The sequence below is a fragment of the Candidatus Tisiphia endosymbiont of Thecophora atra genome, from assembly GCF_964026395.1.
GTDB lineage: Bacteria > Pseudomonadota > Alphaproteobacteria > Rickettsiales > Rickettsiaceae > Tisiphia.
In genome coordinates, this window is sequence record NZ_OZ032145.1 from 47835 (window position 1) to 68973 (window position 21139).

Here is a 21139-nt window from a genome sequence, read left to right on the forward strand (position 1 = left end):
ATGGTCTGGAATAAGCCCATGATTACATATTTTATGCCAATTCAGTTCTTTTAGTTCAGGATAACATAGTGGTAAAAACATATATCTCCAAGCTCTACCTCCAAGTAAATTAGCTCCAGTTGATTTTAATCGCCTTGCACTTGATCCACAAAGAATAAATTGTAGAGAATTATTTGCCAAAAACTTATTTGATTCTATTAAATGATGCACTTCATCAAGAAGCAAAGGTACTTTTTGTACTTCATCGATAATGATAGTAGATACTTTATTTTGTGCGTTTATTTCTTCTCTTAAACGTTCCGGATGTTGGAAATAAATTTGATATATATCTGCTTGCAGTAAGTCTATATAAAGAGCGTTTGGAAAGCATTTTTTTAAATATGTTGATTTGCCAGTTTTACGAGCCCCCCATAAAAAACAAGATTGCTTCTCAGGTAATTTTAAATTTAAAAATCTCTTGATAATCATGAATATATTCCTAATAAATCTGATATTTAGAAGATTATATTCCTAATATATCTCTTTGTCTCTTATTTTTATATATATTGAGTTAGGGTATACTCAAATGATTTGAAGAATTGGATTTGAAAATAGACTTCTTTCGAAACTCGCTTATGCGCAAGGGTGTGAAGGAGACGCGAAACCTCGACCCGCAGCGTACTCTAATGTACGTGAGGATTCGAGTACAGACGTCGCGTACAAATCACCAGCAGAAGTAGTAGAGTTTCGAAAGAAGTCTAATGAATGGTGAGCATGCTAGGCGTACATATAGTATAGTTACGCATGCGAATCCATGATATTTTCAAAAAACAATTTTTCAAAGCAGAAGAGTATATATACTTGAATGAATCTTGAACATACAAGGATTATTATAAGAATTATTTTTTCTCCTTGGTCTGTGACGTAGTATTAGTAAGCTCTCTAAATTCATTAAGTAGCATTTCTATGCATATATGCATCTCTTCTAAACGAAACGTCATATGTAATATACCTTGCTCTTTCTTAGTAGTTAGAGTAATTAACTCTATTATTTCTTTATGCAATAGTGCTATTTCATCTTTTGCCTTGATGTAGGTATTGGGGAAGTCTTTACTGATGCTAATAATATTGTTATAGCTTAGTTGGATATTACTAAACCACCTGACAGATAACAGAATTAACAATATCTGCCCTATGATTATGCTGAATAATAGAATGACTAATAGTGGGTAATACATATTCTACTTCCATTGTATTGTTCTAAGATTGATATCATTTACATTATAGAATTATGGTATTACTAGGATTGTAAAAATAAATGAGGTTGAAATAAGTTGATTTGGGGTTGATTTGGCTAAGAAATTTGTATATGATCACAGTAATACCTCAATAAAAAGGTTATTATTTAAATAGCAGTTGATGCTATTTGATTAATGCTACTAGTAAGTACTTAGAAATTTTGCGAACTTGAAAGTACTTACCAGTTAACTATAATATTCAATATAATACTTGAGCTTTATTTAAGAGTAGAGCTTAAGTATTATATTGGTTTTTTAGTTTGAGATTTAGAAAAGTATATTCTTTGCTTTAAAAAATTAATCAATAATCATTGATCTCTTTTTTAATAATCTCATTCTATTTTGCTAGTTTATTATAGTTATTTTGAGGTGTCAAGAAAAAATATTTCTATGGTGGGAGTATTTAAATTTTAATTGTTCTGAGTATATGGCTCTTGTTCACCAAATACAAGAATTCCTCAAAAAAAAGTTTGATGAATTAAAATTAACAAGAAAAGATTTTGCTGAACAAAGTGGCATTCCTTATTCTACTGTAACTAATATTATGCAATGTCTGAAAGCTAACCCAACTATTAGTAATATATTGAAAATTGCTGACTACTTTAAGTGTTCTATGGATGAAGTTGTAGGAAGAAATGAATATATTTCTTTACCTAATATAGAAAGTCTAGAATTTTATAAAATTACATCAAGTGACATCACTTCTAATATAAAGAAGTTTTTGATTGATAAGGTAAAGAAACAAAATTTAAACTTATATAAATTAGGCATGACTATAGGTTTTAGTAATAACTCTTTACATAGTTTTGTTAATAGTAATAGGGAACAAAAAACTTTAAATAGTCAAATTGTAGTAGCCCTAGCAGATTATTTTGAAATATCACTAGATGAAATGGTTGGTAGAATTGCCCCTACTAAAGATACTGACAATGGTAAATCTTCTGATTGAATTTTTAGTTGTTGCTGACAGGCATACTCAAATGATTTGAAAATGAATGGTGAGAAGGCGTAGCGTATATATAGTATAGTTACGCATGCGAATCAATGATATTCTCAAAAAACAATTCGTAGGATCAGAAGAGTACACTATAAATTTATTCATCTGACAATTATCTTGTAACCGTGTCTATAACCACACAATTAAGGTTTATGATATTTATCAATTATCCAATCTATAAATATATTATCAACAGACTGCTTCTTCAAAGCATACTCATATACTTCTTTTATTAGAGCTGTAAGGTTTCTCAATGAGAAACTTAAGTTTCTTTCAATTAATATATTAATTGTTGCACTAGTAGCTTTGCTAAAAATTTTTATCTGATCAACAGTTAGTATCTCGAGGTTTATTTCATTATCAATAACAAGAGCTTCCAAGTTAATGTCTAAGGCTTTTGCAATTAATTGTAAATTATTAGCACTAGGATTTTTTGAACTACCATACAAAATGCTATAGACAGTATTTCTACTTAGTCCAGTTTTCCTCTCTATATCTATAGCATTTATGTTTTTTTGAGCCATTAACGAATTAAGTCTAGCCTGTAAATTTGCCATAAGTAATACTTTGTATATAAAATTAATATTTTTAAAATATAAGGTATAATAATCAAAAAGTAAATACCAATTACATTATTTTGTGTTAATTCTAATTGTTTCTGCTGCTCTAGCTGTTGTTTTTGTCTATATATAAATTAATAGTAGGCTCAGTATGCCATTAGGGGTGACATCCATAACTGTTGACAGTTAAAAAAACCGTCTATTAGCGAAGTGCTGTTGTAAGGCTTAAACCGTCATTGCGAGAAGCCGCTGCAAGCGGCGACGTGGCAATCTCGTGAAGGAGACCTTGACTATCATGAAGATTGCCACAGCACCTAACGGCACTTCGCTAATAGACGGTTTTTTAACTTTCAACAGTTGTAGGGGCTAGGCGTACATTTAGTACGTGGCTACCTACGATCCCTGAAGACGATAACGCAATTCTTGATTTTCATCGAGTATACTACTATGATTTCAAGAGTTGGGTAGACGATAGTATAACTTCAAGAAGAGCTAGGCAGTAGCAAAGTCGAGCGGCGTAGCGTACATGAGTAACAGAGCAGCACAGACCTTTGACACGACGCCGACAATTCTTGAAGTTCTACCTGAGTATATATATGTTTCATCCATTTTCCAGTTGCTACCCACTTGCTTCATTAATAATCAAAAGATAGTTCATCATCTACCCCTGACAATGGAACAGACGCCGCACCAATACCACGATCAAGTACATTTTGGTATATAGTAGTACATTTATTATTAAATGAATAATCCGTAGTGTCATGACTTGTTGCTTCATATAAGGATTCTACAATATCACTTATCTTTTTTAAATGAGCATCAGATGATAAACCCATTGATTTGTTCAATAATTCCCGAAAATCATTTATATCTTTCTGTATATTCTTATCTAGCTGTGCCTTAAACAAATATGGTTTTTTAATTCTAGCACCATATGCTTCTAATAGATGAACATTTGGATAATTACCATTTATAGAAGCAATGTCTAATGGTGTATTAGTGTCCTTATTAGCTATATTTGGATCTGCTGCCATTTCTAATAACATTTCAGTGATCTTAGTACTATTAGGATTGTTTTTATGTTCTGTTGCATAATGTAGTACAGTATTACCGTCTTTATCTTGATTATTTACATTACCTTTTGTAACTAAATGATTTACTAATTTTACATTACCTGTCTTTACAGCTGTAAATAAAGGATTTTTATCAAATAAAGTAGTTAAACCACCATAGCGTACTTTAGCAACAACTTGCTTACACACTGTTCCAAACGTCATATTTATTCCTCCAGTTAGTTTTTATATCACAAATATCCGTTTGAAACGGATATTTGTGGTCATATTACAGTAAAATTCCATTACATGCAAGCAATATTTAAAAAATTTTTAAGTTGAATAAATAGAATCAAAGGTTTATATACTCGAATGTGACTCCGAATTGGCTTTAATATAAGGAAAAATGTATTCTTAAAGCGGCTAACGCGAATGCATTTTAAACCTTTCTAAAGCTAAAAACATGATTTTAGTACAATATTAATTTAACAATCAGATGCAGAGCCGTCTCAAATCTGATTGTTTCCATAATTTCACCGAATTTGGGATAAGAATTGATAAATTCTTATCCCGAATTCGCATAAAATGAGGTTAACTTAACGTGACAATCTAGTGCGAATAGTGTATGGTAGCATTTGAAAATAAAATTGACTATAGTATTTTTTATCAAAGAAGTCTCTTATCACCTCAATTTCGGATTAATGAAATTAATCCGAAATTGGAATGAGAGTATAAACAATCAGACTTAAAGCGGTTTGACACAAAGTAACAATATGGAATTCGATCCTAATCTACTATCTCGTATACAATTTGCCTTTACCATAAGTTTTCATATAATTTTTCCGTCCTTTACCATTGGCCTTGCTAGCTGGCTTGCTGTTGTAGAAGGGTTATGGATTAAAACTGGTAATAATATTTATCAAGAAATATATAAATTTTGGATTAAGATTTTTGCTATTACTTTTGGTATGGGAGTGGTATCAGGCGTTGTTATGTCTTATCAATTTGGTACGAATTGGTCAGGTTTCTCTGATAAGGTAGGTAATGTACTTGGACCACTATTAGGTTTTGAAGTGCTTACTGCATTCTTTTTAGAGTCATCTTTCCTTGGAGTTATGCTATTTGGCTGGAATAAAGTCAGTAAAAATATGCATTTCGCTGCCACTTTAATCGTGGCAGTTGGTACAATTATCTCTGCTTTTTGGATTCTTGCAGCTAATAGCTGGATGCAAACTCCTACTGGTTATGAAGTACGAGCAGATAATATTTTATACCCGGTAAGTTGGTTGAAAATTATTTTTAATCCTTCATTTCCATATCGTTTTTGTCATATGATTGTAGCAGCATATTTAACTACAGCTTTTGCAGTTGGTGGTGTTGCTGCCTTCTATCTTTTACATAAAAAATTTGTTAACCATGCTAGAATCATGTTTGGCATGGCAATGTTGATGGCAGTAGCTGTTGCCCCTATACAACTTTTTATTGGTGATCAACATGGGTTAAATACTCTAAAACATCAGCCGACAAAAGTTGCTGCTATAGAAGGTATATGGGACACAGAGAAAGGAGCAGGCCTTAGACTCTTTGGCTGGCCTTCATCAGAAGAAGAGACGACAAAATATACTATAGAAATACCAAAAGTTGCTAGCTTATTACTGACACACAGCTTAGATGGAGAAGTAAAAGGTTTAAAAGAATGGCCAAAAGAAAAACGACCTCCTGTATTAATAGTATTTTTTTCCTTCCGAGTAATGGTAGGAATCGGTATATTAATGGTAATTACTGGGGTTATTGCATTAGTTTTATACTTACGTAAAAGATTATTTGATACAAAATGGTTTCAATATTGGTGCATGTTGATGACTCCATCTGGTTTTATAGCAATATTAGCAGGTTGGTTTGTTACAGAAGTTGGTAGGCAACCTTATGTAGTATATAATATACTCAGAACATCTGAAGTATCTTCACCAGTATTAGGTCAATATATCTTTGCCTCACTAATTGCTTTTGTTATAGTGTATGCTTTTATATTTGGCGGAGGCATTTATTATATTATAACTTTAATAAAAAAAGGACCTAGTACTATAGTCAATTCAGGAGGATTTGATGCTAGGAACGATGGAGCGAAGCCTATAGATAATAGGCGAGCGACGAGTGACGACGTCACCAAATTCTCATCAATTGACTATACAACTATAGTACTAGGAAATCCAACCAGTAAGGGATAATATCAACCATGCTTAATTTTGCTCCCTATATAGATTTACCTTTGGTTTGGGGTGGAATAATTGCCACAGCAATATTTCTTTATGTATTATTAGATGGGTTTGATCTAGGCATTGGTATATTATTCCCATTTGCTCCTACTCAAGATTGCCGCAATAAAATGATGAACTCTGTAGTACCATTTTGGGACGGTAATGAAACTTGGTTAGTTTTAGGTGGTGGTGGGTTATTTGCCGCATTCCCACTAGCTTATTCAGTTTTGATGTCAGCCTTCTATATACCAATTACCGCAATGCTTTTGGGATTAATCTTCCGCGGAGTAGCTTTTGAATTTAGATTTAAAGCCTCTCTAAAATATTGTTTCATATGGGATTACTCTTTCCATTTTGGCTCTATCATCGCTGCATTATTTCAGGGAATTATGCTAGGAGCTTTTATACAAGGGATTAAAATTGATGGCAGGATATTTGTTGGCAATGCTTTTGATTGGCTAACACCTTTTTCTATCATGACAGGTATTGCTCTAGTATTTGGTTACGCTCTTCTTGGTGCTACTTGGCTGATAATGAAGACTGACGAAAATACCCAAATATGGGCTCGTAAATCCGCATCATACGTATTAATATATGTTATGTTATTTATGGGTTTAGTAAGTTTATGGATACCGTTTTTAAATGAGCGAATTCGTATATTTTGGTTTAGTATGCCTAATTTTATATATCTCTCATTAATCCCCATTTTAACTATTTTTACATTATTTAGGTTACTTTCAACTCTTTATAAGAATAAAGAATTTCAACCTTTTTGTTACTCAGTTTTACTTTTTATTCTAGGCTATTTGGGGCTTATCTTAAGTATTTGGCCTTTTATAGTACCATATCAAATATCTCTGTGGCAAGCGGCAGCGGCAGCAGAATCACAATCTCTAATGTTGGTAGGGGCGGCAACACTTTTACCAATAATATTGGGTTATACAACTTATTGTTATTATATATTCCGTGGAAAATCGACTCATCACCCTATGTATTAGTAAGTTGAGAAAAATTTTTATTTCTCAAAAATCCAAACAATGGTTTTGGTTTGTAATATTATACTTAGTGGGGTTAATATTTGTGCTATCATTATCCTGTATAATTAAAGCTATCTTTTATATATTAAACTAATAGCTTTTACTACTGCTCCCTAGCTCTTCTAACTTTCGACAGTTGATGAAAACCAACATAAAGCAAAGGTGTTACATAAAGTGTTAATATCGACCCAACAACAATCCCTGTTACCAAAACTATAGCCATTTGAAAACGACTATTGGCATAGTTGCCATTATCAAAGAAAAGTGACAACAAACCAATACTCATAGCTAAAGAAGTAATTAAAATTGCCCTGATTCTTGATGTTGCCGCTGTTACTATTGTTTTTAGAGTTCTTTGTCCCTTCTGATGCATTGCACTACATAACAACACACTATGCTTAGTCATTAATCCTGCTAGTGTGATAAGTGATATTTGCGTATATATATTTAATCCCCCTTGAGAAAAATATAAGCTTAATAATGCTACACTTAAAGCGGCTGGAATTCCCCCAACTAAAATAAACAGTGATAGAATTGAGTCGTTAAAACGTGCAAACATTAATAAGTAGAGTCCAAGTACAGATAGTAAAATTAGTACTGTAAATGATGATGTTGAATCAATAAGTATTTGCGTTTGCTCACTATAGCTAATATCACTATCATTTGGTAACTTGCTGTTTAACTGATTAATAAAATGAACTGCATCCTGCAATTTAATACCATGTTTAGCAGTGGCAATTACTTCAATGGAATATTGCTCATTATAACGCATAATTTGATTAACGGTATTCACCCTATTAATATCACATATATCCTTAAGCTGAATAAGGTTTTCTCCATTTTTCTGTGTTGTAATGAACATATTTTGTATATTACTTAGTGTTTTGCCAAATTTAGGATCTGATTTAGCGATGACATCATAGCTATTATCATAGTGCTTAAAGCTCCCTATCTTCCTAGCATTAAACAGAATGTCTAACGTACTTGATATATCTTTCTGACTTAAACCATATTTAAATAACTTATCTTGATTACACCAAATTTTATAATCTTGTACAGGTGAAGCCTCAATAGCTATAACATTAGTAAATAAATCTTTTGAGTTAGTCTGTATAAAATGAACAGCCTGCCAAGCATTCTCCATGGATGATTGGTTATTGACATAAAAGCTTAACTCAACATTACCCTTTGCTGAACCAGCATTTTTCCCTTGAGCAAATTTCACTGAAATATCTCCACCCACTGCTATTTTTGCTAGTTTAGCTTCAATGTCATGCAATGTTTGTACCGCTTTAGTTTTATCTTTTAATATCAACCAAATCGTTGAACGTGGTGATTCTTCAATACTCAGAGTATATTTAATATTATCATTATCCTTGATTACTTTAGTAATTTTCTCCATATAGTGATGGATGTAACTTAAATTGGTATTAACCATAAAGGTGTTAGTAAGTATGAGCATATCTTTCTTTTCAAATGGCTCAATTTCTATTTTCATATTGTTAACTGCAACATATGTAGCAGCCGCTACAACGATAGCTACCAAGGATAAAAATATTTTGGCATGGCGTATAATAAAAAATAAAGAACTCGTATATTTATAGGTAATCATATCCAATGTCTTATTAACAATTTGAACAAATTTGCTTTCATGCGTATTATTTGCTAGTTTTAAAAACAATATGGGTGTTAAGGTAAACGCAACGATAAAGGACATCACTAAACAAGCAATTACTGACAAAGCAAATTCCTGCAAAATTTTTCCTACTTCTCCTTTAATAAACAAAATAGGGACATATATTACTACTAGCGTAAACATCAATATTAAAACAGATAAAAAAAGACTATAAATTGCTTGCAATATACTAGTTAAAGCATCTTTATTCTTCCGATAATAATGTTCAGCATTCTCAATCACTACAATAGAGTCGTCAACCACTAACCCTATAGCCAGTACCATCGCCAACATTGTTATGGCATTGAGTGTAAAACCACATAAGTATAGCATAACAAAACAAGCTGCAATCGAGACTGGAATTGCACAAATTGCGATAATTGAATATCGCAATGATCCCATTAGCAGTAAAACAATTACTGACACCAACAAGACCGATTCAAGCAAAGTTTTTCTTACTTCTTGAAATGCTTGTAAAATATCTTGGCTATCATCGATAATAACCTGAAAGATAAATTGGGGATTGGCTTTTTCATAATGTTCTAGGAAATGTTTTACACTCTTTGATACATCGATTGGATTTGCATCCGACTTAGCAAAAATACCTAATAAAACAATCTTATCCATGCCAAAATAAGCAAGGCTAAGTGCTTCTTTATCTGATATTGTAATGCTGGCAATATTTTTTAATTTTATAGCAACATTATTACTTTCTAAATTGATTTCGCCAAAATCACTCAACTTATTAATTGCTGTATCAAAAGAAATATACTCTGTTTTATATTGATTTGATAACTTACCACCAGAGAAATCACTGTTTTGTAGTGTTAACGAAGCAAGAATACTATCTAACGGGATATAATATTTTGCAATCTTTTCAGGATCAATATCGATATTAATCACTTTTTCAGTTACACCAAAACTAGATGTATTGGCTACACCATCGACATATTTAAGCTTCTTTTTAATCAACTCAATATCATCAGCAGTAGCTGATACATTGTTCTTAGAACTCACCGCAATATACATCATTGGTAAAACAGAAAAGCTTTCAGTAGATATTATAGGCTCTTTAGCCCCCTCTGGCAGGAGAGCCTTATTTTTTAATATCAAATCTCTAACTTGATTAATTGCTTGTTCTATAGGAACTCTTTTGGCAATGCTTAGAGTTATTTTACTCTCTCCTAACTGACTAATAGCAATAATCGACTTAAGACCATCAATATGTGAAAAAACTTCCTCAAAAGGTTTGGTAGTATATTTCTCTATCAGATCCGGCTTTACATTCGGGTTAATGATAGAAATGTAAATATTTGAAACAGGAATATTTGGTAGAAGTTGAATTTTCAGCTGCAAATATGAGTATATACCAAATAGCACAACCACAATATTTATTACAATAAAGAAGCTACTATGTTCCAACAATTTTTTTATCATAAGAGAGTCCAAAGATTCATAGTAGTTTAAAATATGCAATTAGAAGTTGTAAAAAATTTTTCATAATAATTATTTACTCACCTTACGCATAACCCCCATGGCAATTTAAAAGTCATAGGAAAAACAGCCTAGCGTCATTGCGAGCGTAAACGAAGCAATCTAGGAAACAATCTATAGATAAATGATGTTACTGGACAATTGCTTCATCGGTCTTACAGCCTCCTCGCAATGACATATAGGGAAGCTGTATTTACTAGCTTTCGACAGTTATGGATGTCACCCCTGCGAAAGCAAGGGTCTAAAGAAATAGCATGACTATTCAACATTTTTAGATACCTGCCTACACAGGGATGACATCCTAGGCTATTAAACCGATGTCTTATATCAAACTCATCCCCCTGTTAAGGGTGATGTCACCCCTGCGAAGGCAGGGGTCTAAAGAAATAGCACAGAAAACTATTCAACATTTTTAGATCTCGCACCGAAGCGCATAGGTGTCAACTTAAGAGTGTAATGATTGAGTATGTATAAGTAAATCAAACCTAAACGTCATTGCGAGAAGCCGCTGCAAGCGGCGACGCGGCAATCTAAGATACGCGAAGCGTTACTCTAAAAAACAGCTTCGCTGTTTATCTGGATCGCCACGGCATCTAACGATGCCTCGCGATGACGGATGTGTTTAATTTGTTTATACATGTTCAATCATTACGCTCTTAAGTTGACGCCTATGCACCGAAGCGGGGATGACATCTAAGCTATTAAACCGATGTCTTATATCAAGGTTATTATAATTTAATACTGCCGTAAATTTCTTCATATTACTGCCTAATATTCTTAGTAGGATCCTGCACCCCTGTTCTCCTCGGTAGTGAGTGCTGGGTGTTGGATTGCGGCTTAGCATTGTTTGTGCTTGCAGCTGGGATTGTAACTTTAGCTTTAATTACAGCAGCACCTGTTTTTACTACCTTTGGATTGATTACTTCAGTTGTAGAACGCTTTGAGGTTGCAAGTTGAAAATTCTGTTCTCTTAATACGTTACTAGCTCCAGTTCTTACTATTTTTACTGCACTCGCTCCCTCAGCTGAGGATACTTTTGGGATTACAACTGGAGGTTTGTTGCTCTGTTGTTCTAGTAGGTTAGTTTCAGCAACTTTCTGCTCTAATGAATTAGGCGATTTTGCTAAATCATTTAAATTACGAGATCTATCACTATATCTCTTACGAGTTCTCTTAACGGTATTGTCTGCTACATCTCCACCTATAGGTGACGGTTGCTTTAACTTTTCCATTGCTTGTTGCGCACTAGCTAATCCTTGCTGAGCTAATTCACCCATATCAGGTTTTAATGCTGCACCGTTTACCTGTTGTAGAGACTGATTTGCTTGTTGATACTTTGCTAACTCAGCGCTATGAGTTTGCTTCAAATCTGTAATTTGTTTTTCCAGCCCTTGAATCCTATTATTGTTTTTTGTCTGTTGAGCTATAGCTTTCTGCGATGATGTATAACTTTTAGTTAGATTTCTGTAGTTCGTATTTGATTCTTTAAGTTCTTGTGCTAGCACTTTATTAGCATTATTCGAGTTTGTTAACTCGCTCTGTATCGTATTTTTTTCTTCTTGCAATGCTTGCTCTCTTGCGTTAAAAGTGCTATTCAAACTTTGAACTACCTGCTCATGCCCCTCTGTAAGTTTTTTCTTTTCTTCTTTGAAATCTTTATTCAAACCTTGAACTACCTTCTCATGCTTCTCTGTAAGTTTTTGCTCTTTTTCTTTGAAATTGCTATTCAAATCTTTAACTGTCTTCTCATGCTCCTCTGTAAGTTTTTGCTCTTTTTCTTTATGAGTGTTATTTAACTCTTGTATATCTTTATCCATCTTCAGTTGTGCTACGTCAAATTCTTGCTTTCTTTCTTCAAGAACCTTAGTCAAATTTTCTATTTCTTCCTCTTTGTCTGCAAGAGTATTAGTTAAAGTTGTTAATTGTTCTTCTGCTACAGTGAGTTGTTCTTCTACTGCAGTGAATTGTTCTTGTGCGTCAAGTAATGCTTGATATTCTAAACCTGCTGTAGTCACAGGCACATTTTGTTCTCCACTCACATTTATTTTTTTAGCATTTGCTACAATCTGCTGTGCGGTTAGATTAGCTCCTGCAAGTTTTTGATTAGCCTTGCTTATTATACTCTTAGCCTGTGCTATAGTCTGCCGTGCTGTATTCTCAGCAGATGCAAGTTTTCCTTTAGCCCTTCTTACTACAGTCCTAGCCTGTCCTGCAAGATTAGTTGCTGTACTCTCAGCAGATGCAAGTTTTCCTTTAGCCCTTTTTACTACACTCCTAGCCTGTCCTGCAAGATCAGTTGCTGTATTCTCAGCAGATGCAAGTTTTATTCTAGCCCTTCTTACTAGATTCCTAGCCTCTGTGTTCCTCTCATCTGCGTAACTATTAGCTGATGCAAGTTTTTTATCAGCATTTCTTCGTATAGTCCTAGCCTCTATTCTCCTATTCTCTGCGAGAATATTAGCTGCTGCAAGTTCTCTTTTAGCTTTTACTAATTGTTGACTAATCTGTGCCCTCAGAGTTTTTACTTGCTCCTGTTGTTGCGTAATTGTTCTAGATTGCTTAACACCATCTGTCAAATCCCCTTTATTGCCCTGCAACTTTGCCAGTGCAACGCCTAACTCCTGTTCTTTTTCTTCTAAAGACTTAACCATCTCCTCTTTTTCTGCAATCATATCTTCAATTTGCTTTTTATAATCTTCGCGCTCTTCAGCCAAATCTTCTATTTCCTGCTCTTGATCTTCTAGATCTTCCAATATCTCCTTATTTGCTTGAATTAAATCCTCAATTTGTTTTTCATGAGCTTTAACCTCTCCATCCAACTTAACCTTCTCTGCTAATGCATCATCCTTTTCTTTATTCAAATCTGCAATTTGCTGATATTTTTCCTGTTTCTCTTTAGTCAAAGCTTCTGCCTTATTTCTAACATCTGCTAAGCTCTCCTCCAACTGCTGCTTACCATCTTCTAAGGCTGCCATCTTTTCTTGTAGCTTCTTACTTTCTTGCTCAAATTTGTTCTTCTCTATTTCTAATTCTTTCTGAGCTAATTCTAATGCCTGCTCGTTTGCTTTATGAGCTTCAACCGCTTCATCTAACTTCTCTTGTACCTTTTGTAATTTCGCATTTTGCTCCTGTTTTTCTTCAGCCAATGTTGCAGTCAACTCCTCAATTTGTTTTTCATGAACTTTAACCTCTTCATCCAACTTAGCCTTGTCTTTTAATGCCTCATCTTTTGCTTGATTCAAAGCTACCATTTTTTCTGCCTGAGCTTTAACATCTTCAACCAACTTATCCTTCTCTACTAATGAATCATCCTTTGCTTTAGTCAAATCTTCTATTTGCTTATCTTTTCCTGTCTGAGTTTGAGTCAAAGCTGTTACTTTCTGCTGTTGTTCTTTTAGATCTTTAGCTGCCTGCTCTCTTGCCTTTTGAGCTTCAGTCAAAGTGACATTCAAAACAACAGTTTCTTCAGTCAAAGCTTCTACCTTATTTCTAGCATCTACTAAATCCACCCCCAAGCCATCCTTATCTTTACCTAAGGTTGTTATCTGCTCTTGCAAATTCTCATTTTCCTTCTTCTTTTCTACTAATTCTTGCTGAGCTAATTCTAATGCCTGTTGTTTCTTTGCTATCTCAGCCTGTGCCCCCCTTTCTGATTCTTCTGCTTTAGCAAATTTAGCTTGAATAGCATCTTTTTCATTATTAGCAACTTGTAAACTATTCTCCAACTGCTTCTTACCTGCCTCAAATTGTTTCTGAGCTTCCGTCAAAGCTGTTAACTCTTGTGCTGCCTTCTCACTTGCTTCTTTTAATTTTTGCTCTTTTGCTTCATGAGTTTTAACCATCTCATCTTGTTTTGCATGCAAATCTGCAACTTTTCTCTGTTGTTCTTCTAGATATTCAGCTACCTGCTTGTTTGCTTGTTTAAATTCTTCCTCTCTTACTTTCCCCTCTTTAATCAAATCCGTTATTCTCTGCTCATTTCCCTGTTTTTCTTTAGCCAAAACTTCCATCTTATCTTTTAAAGCTGTTATATTCTCTTGCAAATTTAAAGACTTATCACTTTCCTCCTGAAGCTTGTTCTCCTTTTCTATTAATGCTTTCTGAGCTAATTCTAATGCCTGTTGTTTCTTTGCTATCTCAGCCTGTGTCACCCTTTCTGATTCTTCTGCTTTAGCAAATTTAGCTTGAATATCATCTTTTTCATTATTAGCAACTTCTAAGCTTTTCTCCAATTTCTCCTTATCCTGAGCTAACTTTTTACTTTCTTCTTCAAATTTGCTCTTCTCTATTTCTAATTCTTCCTGAGCTAATTCTAATGCCTGTTGATTCCTTACTATCTCAGCCTGTGCATCTTTGTGAGCTTGCTCCGATGTAGCAAACTTATCCTGTAGTGACTTTAACTCTGCCACTGATTGGTTTTGAGCTTCCTGCAACTTATTGAATTCCTCCTCTCTTGCTTTAGCTAGAGCAGCTTGCTCTTCCTGAGATTTAGTTAAAGCTTCAATCTTTTCTTCACGGACTTTAACCAATTGCTCTTTTTCTTTAGCCAAATTTACTATTTTTTCATCCAATTGCTTCTTACCTTCCTCAAATTGTTTCTCAGCTAATTCATACTTATCTTGTGCCACTTTTAATGCTTCATTATTTGCTTTAATCAAAGCTGCCATTTTTGCTTCATGCTCCTGCTCTTTTTCTTCCTGAGCTTTAACCATCTCATCTTTTTCTGTATTCAAAACCGCAATTTGTTTCTCACGATCTTTAACTGATTCAGCCAACTTAGCCTGCTCTGCTAATGCATCCTCCTTTGCTTGTTTTCCTCTAAGTAAAGTTTCATTCAAAGATACAATTTCTTTAGTAGAAGCTGCAACTTTTTCTTCTAGAGCTTTCTGATCTTTAACCGCCTGCTCTTTTTCTTTATTCAATTCTGCTAATTTTGCTTCATGTGCTTGGTCTTTTACTTGCTGAGCCTCAGTCAAAGTTGCATTCAAAGCAACAGTTTCTTTCGTCAAAGCTTCTGCCTTATTTCTAGCATCTGCTAAATCTTTCTCCAAACCATCCTTATCTTTAGCTAAGGCTGTTATCTGCTCTTGCGAATTCTTATTTTCTTCCTGCTTTTTTACTAATTCTTGCTGAACTCGCTCATGATCTTTTTTAGCTTCAGCCAACTTAGCTTGTAAATCTGTATTCAACTTATTATATTCTAAATCTTTTGCTACACTAAGTGTTGTCAGCTGATTTTTTGTCTCTTCTAACTGAGTCTTTAACTGTTTCTGAATTAGTGCGTTAGCTTTAACCTCTTCATTTAATTTATCCTTTACCTTTGCCACTGATTGGTTTTGAGCTTCCTGCAACTCTTGTGCATTTTTTTCAGCATCTACTAAGTTCTGTTCCAGCTGTTTTTTACCATCCTCTAAGGCTGTCATCTTTTTTTGTAGATTCTTACTTTCTTCCTCAAATTTGTTCTTCTCTATTTCTAATTTTTGTTGCTTATTTGCTATCTCAGCCTGTGCCAACCTTTCTAATTCTTCTGCTTTAACAAATTTAGCTTGAATAGCATCTTTTTCATTATTAGCAACTTCTAAGCTTTTCTCCAATTTCTCCTTATCCTGAGCTAACTTTTTACTTGCTTCCTCAAAATTGCTCTTTTCTGCTGCTAATTCGTTCTTAAACAATTCTAATGCCTGTTTTTTTTCTACTAATGCATCTTTATAAGCTTTAACCACCTCATCATTTGCTTTAGTCAAATCTGCTATTTGCTGAGCTTTTTCTTGCTGTGCTTTATTCAACTCTACTTTTAAATCTGCAATTTTTCCTTCCAACTGCAACTTATCTTCATTTTTTGCTTCCTGAGCTTTAGTCAAAGTTGCATTCAAAGCAACAGTTTCTTTCGTCAAAGCTGCTGCCTTATTTCTAGCATCTGCTAAATCCTTCTCCAAGCCATCCTTATCTTTACCTAAGGTTGTTATCTGATTTTGCAAATCCTCATTTTCTTTCTCCTTTTTTACTAATTCTTGCTGAACTCGCTCATGATCTTTTTTAGCTTCAGCCAACTTAGCTTGTAAATCTGTGTTCAACTTATTATATTCTAAATCTTTTGCTACACTAAGTGTTGTCAGCTGATTTTTTGTATTTTTTTCTGTTTGCTTTTCAAGTTCAGTATGATTTAATGAATTATCTTTTATTTCTAGTTGTTTAAGCAGTTGTGGTTGTAGTTGCCCTAGTTCTTCAAACGCTAATTTTTTCTCCATATAAGCATTATTCAAATCATTTTCTCTGCTCTGCAACTCTAATAATTTTGCTTCAGCTTCTTCAATATCACTCTGCAATAGTTCAAATTTCAAAGTATTTTCACGTGTTTCTAGTGGTTCACCATCTGAATCCAATTGGTTAGTTTGACTATTCGATTGCTTATTATCACCTAACATTACTTCTTGTTGGTTCAAATTTCCAGTTATATCACTTTGTGATTGATTAGTTTGTGATTGATTAGTTTTCTGCACAAAATCAGTAATATTTGGAACTTTTATAATATCAAGATTTTTGTCATCATTTACACATACTTTAGAATTCATTTGAGAACTTGCATTATCTTGAGTATTACGATTATTACTACCAATATACTGTTCTGGAGCAATATTATTACTACTATTAGTTCTTTGTCCAGTATTTGATGAAGAATTTGAGTTATTACTACCATTAATATTTTGAGATTCCTCCAGTTCTTGCTTTTTTTTCTCCAACTCTTCCTGAAGATTAAGTGCCTTCCTCTTTTGATCCTGTATAATAGCTGCTTGAATTATGTTTAATTGCTTAAGTTTAGCTGTGTTATCATCATTATTCTCAAGAGCATTAACAGAACTACAAAATAGCAGTATCATAAAAAAATATAATTTTTGAATTTTTGTACTCATTTAATTTAGTTCTCCAACAATGAAAGAAAGTATTAATATATTGTAATATAATTGAAATATCCTTGCTTTACTAGGCTATTATTATAATTTGTCAAATTTCGATTCCGGTGCATCAATAAGTTATGGTCTATTTCGTATTGTTGAGTGAGTTGTCTCATCTTCAATCAAAACCTTGGCTTCGTCATGCAATCCCTTCTTGCCTGAAATAACCACTTGGTCATTGGGTTTGATGCCACTAACTACCTCTACACTTTGGCTATCACTATCACCTATTTCAATCCTTACTTTTTTAGCTGTATTATTCTCAATAACATAGACATAGTAATAAGAGTCAAAAAAAACAGCTGAGTTTGGCAATTTTATCCGTTGCTTGTTGCCATTGAAAATAACATTTACGTTAACAAATAAGCCCGGCATGATTGAATTATCATCATTTGGAATAAATGCCTCAATATAGACTGAGTGATTCTTATCTTGGGCAATTTCTGAAGTTTTAAAATCACTTAGTTTAAGGGCTAAGTTTAAAGCGGGAATATAGATGTTGACATAACTTCCTCCCGAACTTTTAAATTTTTGATAGTCGCTTTCATCAAGACCAAACGCAACCTTGATAATATGAATATCATAAAGAACGACTATTTTATCCTTTTGTGTAACAAGCTCCCCCACAGTAACAAGTTTTCGTTCAACAATTCCACTTAATGGTGCAACAACATAATGATTGGTTTTTTCATCAAGTAATGTATAATATTTTTGTTTAGCATCAAGGTATTCTATGTTATGGTTCACATACTCTGTATATCTAATGAGGTTCTTATCCAATAACTGCTTCATCGCATTAGCTTTTTTCTCTTTAAGACGATACTCTTCATTTGCTAGTTCAATCAGATAGTCAATTTGCGTGGTATCTAATACCGCTAAAACATCACCTTTTTTAACATAGCTACCTATAGGCAAGTCAAGTTCTTTAATTCTTCCTGTTGTATTGACTTTAACTGCATGTGTTTCATAGGCTAAGGTTTTGCCTGTTGTAACCAATATATCATTTGTCTCCTCTGAATATTGAGCCTTAAACACTTCAACAGGAATTACGACAGCTTGATTGTCCACTTGCTGTGTTGGGGCTTGTCTGCTGACTACTTTTTTGATAGAAACTATCACTACAACAATCGATACTGCAACAAATAATAGTCCATATATATAGGATCTTCGACTTATTAATATCTTCCCTAGGGTCATTTGAATTTTACCATATTTTTTATTAGATTGCTAATCTTCTCTTTAATCTATTCATTTTCAACCTCGATTATACTCAAATCATTTGAGTATAATTTCTGATAACAAAAGAACCGTAACAAACGGTTTTATTGTGTTCTAGTCACATATACAGTAAAATTTTATTTTATGCAAGTAATTATTTTGAAATTTTTTAATTTTGTTTACAGAAAGTAGTAATGTAGCTAACATGGAAATGTTTCAACCATAACTAGCGTGTAGCCTTATATACATTATAGCTAATCTAGAAATGTTTGAGTCATAGTAATAGAATTGATGTCACCCCCTGCAAAAACAAGGGTCTACAATCTATAAACACCCCCCTCAGAACATTTCTTTCCCGTACCGAGGCTGGGATGACATCGATAGCAGCTAAATATATATTTATACCAGCCACTGGTAACGACTTTTAAACTGCCCTGTATTTATGTCTATATGCTGAGCTTGCTACTAAACCTTACAAAAATTGTAGGCTATTATGTAATCTACGCTTCTATGTTGTTATCGCCTTTTTTATTATTTAACAACTCTCTTGCTTTAGCAAGTCTTATAAACCGTGCAAAAGCAAAAATCATAGAGTCAACAAAACCATCAAGACCAAACACCCAATATCGTCTTATAAAAAATGATTTAAAAAAATAAAACATAGTTTCTGTAACAATTCTTGTTTTTGATGGACTCCTACCTAGTTTAACTAAGTTTTCTGCTTGCTCAGAGGAATAGCAATTTGCTTTAGCTACCAGTTGTTCAATTGACGTGCCAAGCCTGCGATAAATTATACCATTTAAATCATAGATTTTGTTTTGTAAACTAATATTTAGATTAAATAACACCGAATCATGGGTAGTAATATTATTATCAGAAAAACTACTATATTTACGATTATACAATCTGATGCATTTATTATAAGGAGCAAAGCAGCGAATCTTATCATCATTACGGTGCAATGTGACAATTTTAGTGCGATAGGCTAAATAGTTATCTTGATTATTTGAAGCGAATATAAACTCTATTTCATCCTGTAATTCTTTTGACAATTCTTCATCAGCATCAATATTTAATATCCAATCATTTTGACATAAATTTTTACCAAAAGTCTTTTGTTTAACATATCCATTCCATCCGTTAGAAATCACTTTGACTCCTAAATTTCTAGCAATTTGTACTGTATCATCAGTACTCCCACTATCAACAACAATAACCTCCTCGACAATGTCCTTAACACTGTTGATAGCTCTTGCAATCCTAGTAGCTTCGTTTTTTGTGATAATAAAGGCTGAAATATTTAGCATATCCCTCTCAACTATATCCTTTCATACATTTTCTATCTAGCTTCTGTAAAGGTTTCATTTCTATAGTCTATATGTTCATTAGACTTCTTTCGAAACTCTACTTCTGCTGGTGATTTGTACGTCGATGCGGTACTCGAATCCTCACGTACATTAGAGTACGCTGCGGTTCTGCGTTCCGCGTCTCCTTCAAATCCCTCAGCATAAGCGAGTTTCGAAAGAAGTCTATTATTTTTAGGAAGTACCCACAAATTGAATAATTATTGAGGAATTTCTGAGTAAAAAAGTAGCCAAGTAACCACAAGCAGTACATATATGTCCATGAGGAACGAAAGCAAATTTTGACAACAAAACTACCAAAAGGAATCAATTCGTGAACACTTCTTTTTGTTCTCGAATCCTCACTTGCATACCTACTATTACCTACATCTTTTAAAAGTCGTATATTTGAACCTACTGACGTCATATACGACGTCCCACAAATCTAGAGATGTGGGTAATAGTAATAAGGCAGGGATAATACACCCTAGGCTATTAAACTGTCTTTCATCAAACTGAGGTTACACAGAAGGCATACACAAGAAGCTAGAAGCTAATTCATATTTTTAATTTTTTGAGATAATCTACTGATTTTACGTGATGCTGTATTTAATTTGATAATGTTTTTTGTTACACCTTTCATTATTTCAGATTGTGCAACAGTCAAAGCTAATTTAGCTGATTCTTTCGAGCCATGCGTTACTTCTTGCAAAACTTTTTTTATGTAAGTTTTAATTCTACTTGACCTATTCTTATTTATTAAAGTTTTTTTTATTGTTTGTCTTATTGCCTTTTTTGCTGATGAATGATTAGCCATATTTATTATTTTCCTACAGATTCATTAGTTTTGTTCTTCATGGTTATGACTTTCTGCTTTTGGGGTCATACAGCCTTTACTATTTACATCTCTATCAACGAACTCAATATAAGCTACTGATGCCATATCCCCATAACGAAAACCAGCCTTTATTATCCTAGTATAACCACCTGGACGTTCACTATATCTTTTGCCTAAAACACTAATAAGTTTTTCAGTAGCAACTTTATCTTTGATTTTAGCAAGCACCATTCTTCTAGTCGCTAAATCAGATTTTTTGGCCTTAGTTACCAGCACTTCAATATATGGTCTAAGCTCTTTAGCCTTAGGTAAAGTTGTTTTTATTTGCTCATTCATCACAAGTGCAGCGGCCATATTAGCAAACATCGCCTGTCTATGACTACTTGTTCTATTAAGCTTTCTACCCTTAATTTTATGTCGCATGTTGTTACCTTTTA

12 protein-coding genes and 1 pseudogene are annotated in these 21139 nt (G+C 33.5%); 3 read left to right on the forward strand and 10 right to left on the reverse strand.

Annotated features, from left to right (window positions below; all coding sequences use genetic code 11):
* Positions 1-111: 111 nt before the first annotated feature.
* Together AAGD45_RS00265 and AAGD45_RS00275 are read right to left on the reverse strand one after the other, a co-directional pair.
* Positions 112-468, reverse strand: a pseudogene (locus AAGD45_RS00265) (AAA family ATPase); the annotation flags it as partial.
* Between the two features lie 410 nt (positions 469-878).
* Positions 879-1217 (reverse strand): hypothetical protein, encoded by a 339-nt coding sequence (locus AAGD45_RS00275; protein ID WP_341761510.1) that lies wholly within the window; start codon positions 1215-1217, stop codon positions 879-881.
* A gap of 424 nt (positions 1218-1641) precedes the next feature.
* Between AAGD45_RS00275 and AAGD45_RS00280 the strand changes: the two genes are divergently transcribed.
* Positions 1642-2226 carry a helix-turn-helix domain-containing protein gene (locus AAGD45_RS00280; protein WP_341761511.1) on the forward strand — a complete coding sequence of 195 codons (585 nt, stop codon included), beginning with the start codon at positions 1642-1644 and terminating at the stop codon, positions 2224-2226.
* A gap of 191 nt (positions 2227-2417) precedes the next feature.
* On the opposite strand, the gene AAGD45_RS00285 is transcribed toward AAGD45_RS00280, so the two are convergent.
* Both AAGD45_RS00285 and AAGD45_RS00290 read right to left on the reverse strand, forming a co-directional pair.
* Entirely contained in the window at positions 2418-2831 is a 414-nt protein-coding gene (locus AAGD45_RS00285; protein WP_341761512.1) for a helix-turn-helix domain-containing protein, read from the reverse strand.
* A gap of 638 nt (positions 2832-3469) precedes the next feature.
* Positions 3470-4111, reverse strand: coding sequence for an ankyrin repeat domain-containing protein (locus tag AAGD45_RS00290; protein ID WP_341761513.1), 642 nt, complete (start codon positions 4109-4111; stop codon positions 3470-3472).
* 548 nt (positions 4112-4659) lie between these two features.
* Here AAGD45_RS00290 and AAGD45_RS00295 point away from each other — a divergent pair.
* Positions 4660-6114, forward strand: a complete 1455-nt coding sequence (locus AAGD45_RS00295) for a cytochrome ubiquinol oxidase subunit I (protein ID WP_341761514.1) — start codon at positions 4660-4662, stop codon at positions 6112-6114.
* An 8-nt stretch (positions 6115-6122) separates the two neighbouring features.
* Positions 6123-7142, forward strand: a complete 1020-nt coding sequence (gene cydB / locus AAGD45_RS00300; protein WP_341761515.1) for a cytochrome d ubiquinol oxidase subunit II — start codon at positions 6123-6125, stop codon at positions 7140-7142.
* Positions 7143-7284: 142 nt separating this feature from the next.
* On the opposite strand, the gene AAGD45_RS00305 is transcribed toward cydB, so the two are convergent.
* The 6 genes from AAGD45_RS00305 to rplQ form a co-directional block, all read right to left on the reverse strand.
* Entirely contained in the window at positions 7285-10293 is a 3009-nt protein-coding gene (locus AAGD45_RS00305) for an efflux RND transporter permease subunit (RefSeq protein WP_341761516.1), read from the reverse strand.
* A gap of 818 nt (positions 10294-11111) precedes the next feature.
* Entirely contained in the window at positions 11112-17261 is a 6150-nt protein-coding gene (locus AAGD45_RS00310) for a hypothetical protein (RefSeq protein WP_341761517.1), read from the reverse strand.
* A 120-nt stretch (positions 17262-17381) separates the two neighbouring features.
* Entirely contained in the window at positions 17382-18500 is a 1119-nt protein-coding gene (locus tag AAGD45_RS00315) for an efflux RND transporter periplasmic adaptor subunit (RefSeq protein ID WP_341761518.1), read from the reverse strand.
* Positions 18501-19021: 521 nt separating this feature from the next.
* A complete protein-coding gene (locus tag AAGD45_RS00320; RefSeq protein ID WP_341761519.1) occupies positions 19022-19828 on the reverse strand; it encodes a glycosyltransferase family 2 protein in 807 nt (268 codons plus the stop codon).
* A gap of 589 nt (positions 19829-20417) precedes the next feature.
* Complete coding sequence (gene rpsT / locus AAGD45_RS00330; protein ID WP_341761521.1) at positions 20418-20681, reverse strand: 30S ribosomal protein S20; 264 nt, start codon at positions 20679-20681, stop codon at positions 20418-20420.
* A 24-nt stretch (positions 20682-20705) separates the two neighbouring features.
* The gene (gene rplQ / locus AAGD45_RS00335; RefSeq protein WP_341761522.1) at positions 20706-21125 is read right to left on the reverse strand and encodes a 50S ribosomal protein L17; all 420 of its coding nucleotides are present in this window, start codon (positions 21123-21125) and stop codon (positions 20706-20708) included.
* Positions 21126-21139: the final 14 nt, after the last annotated feature.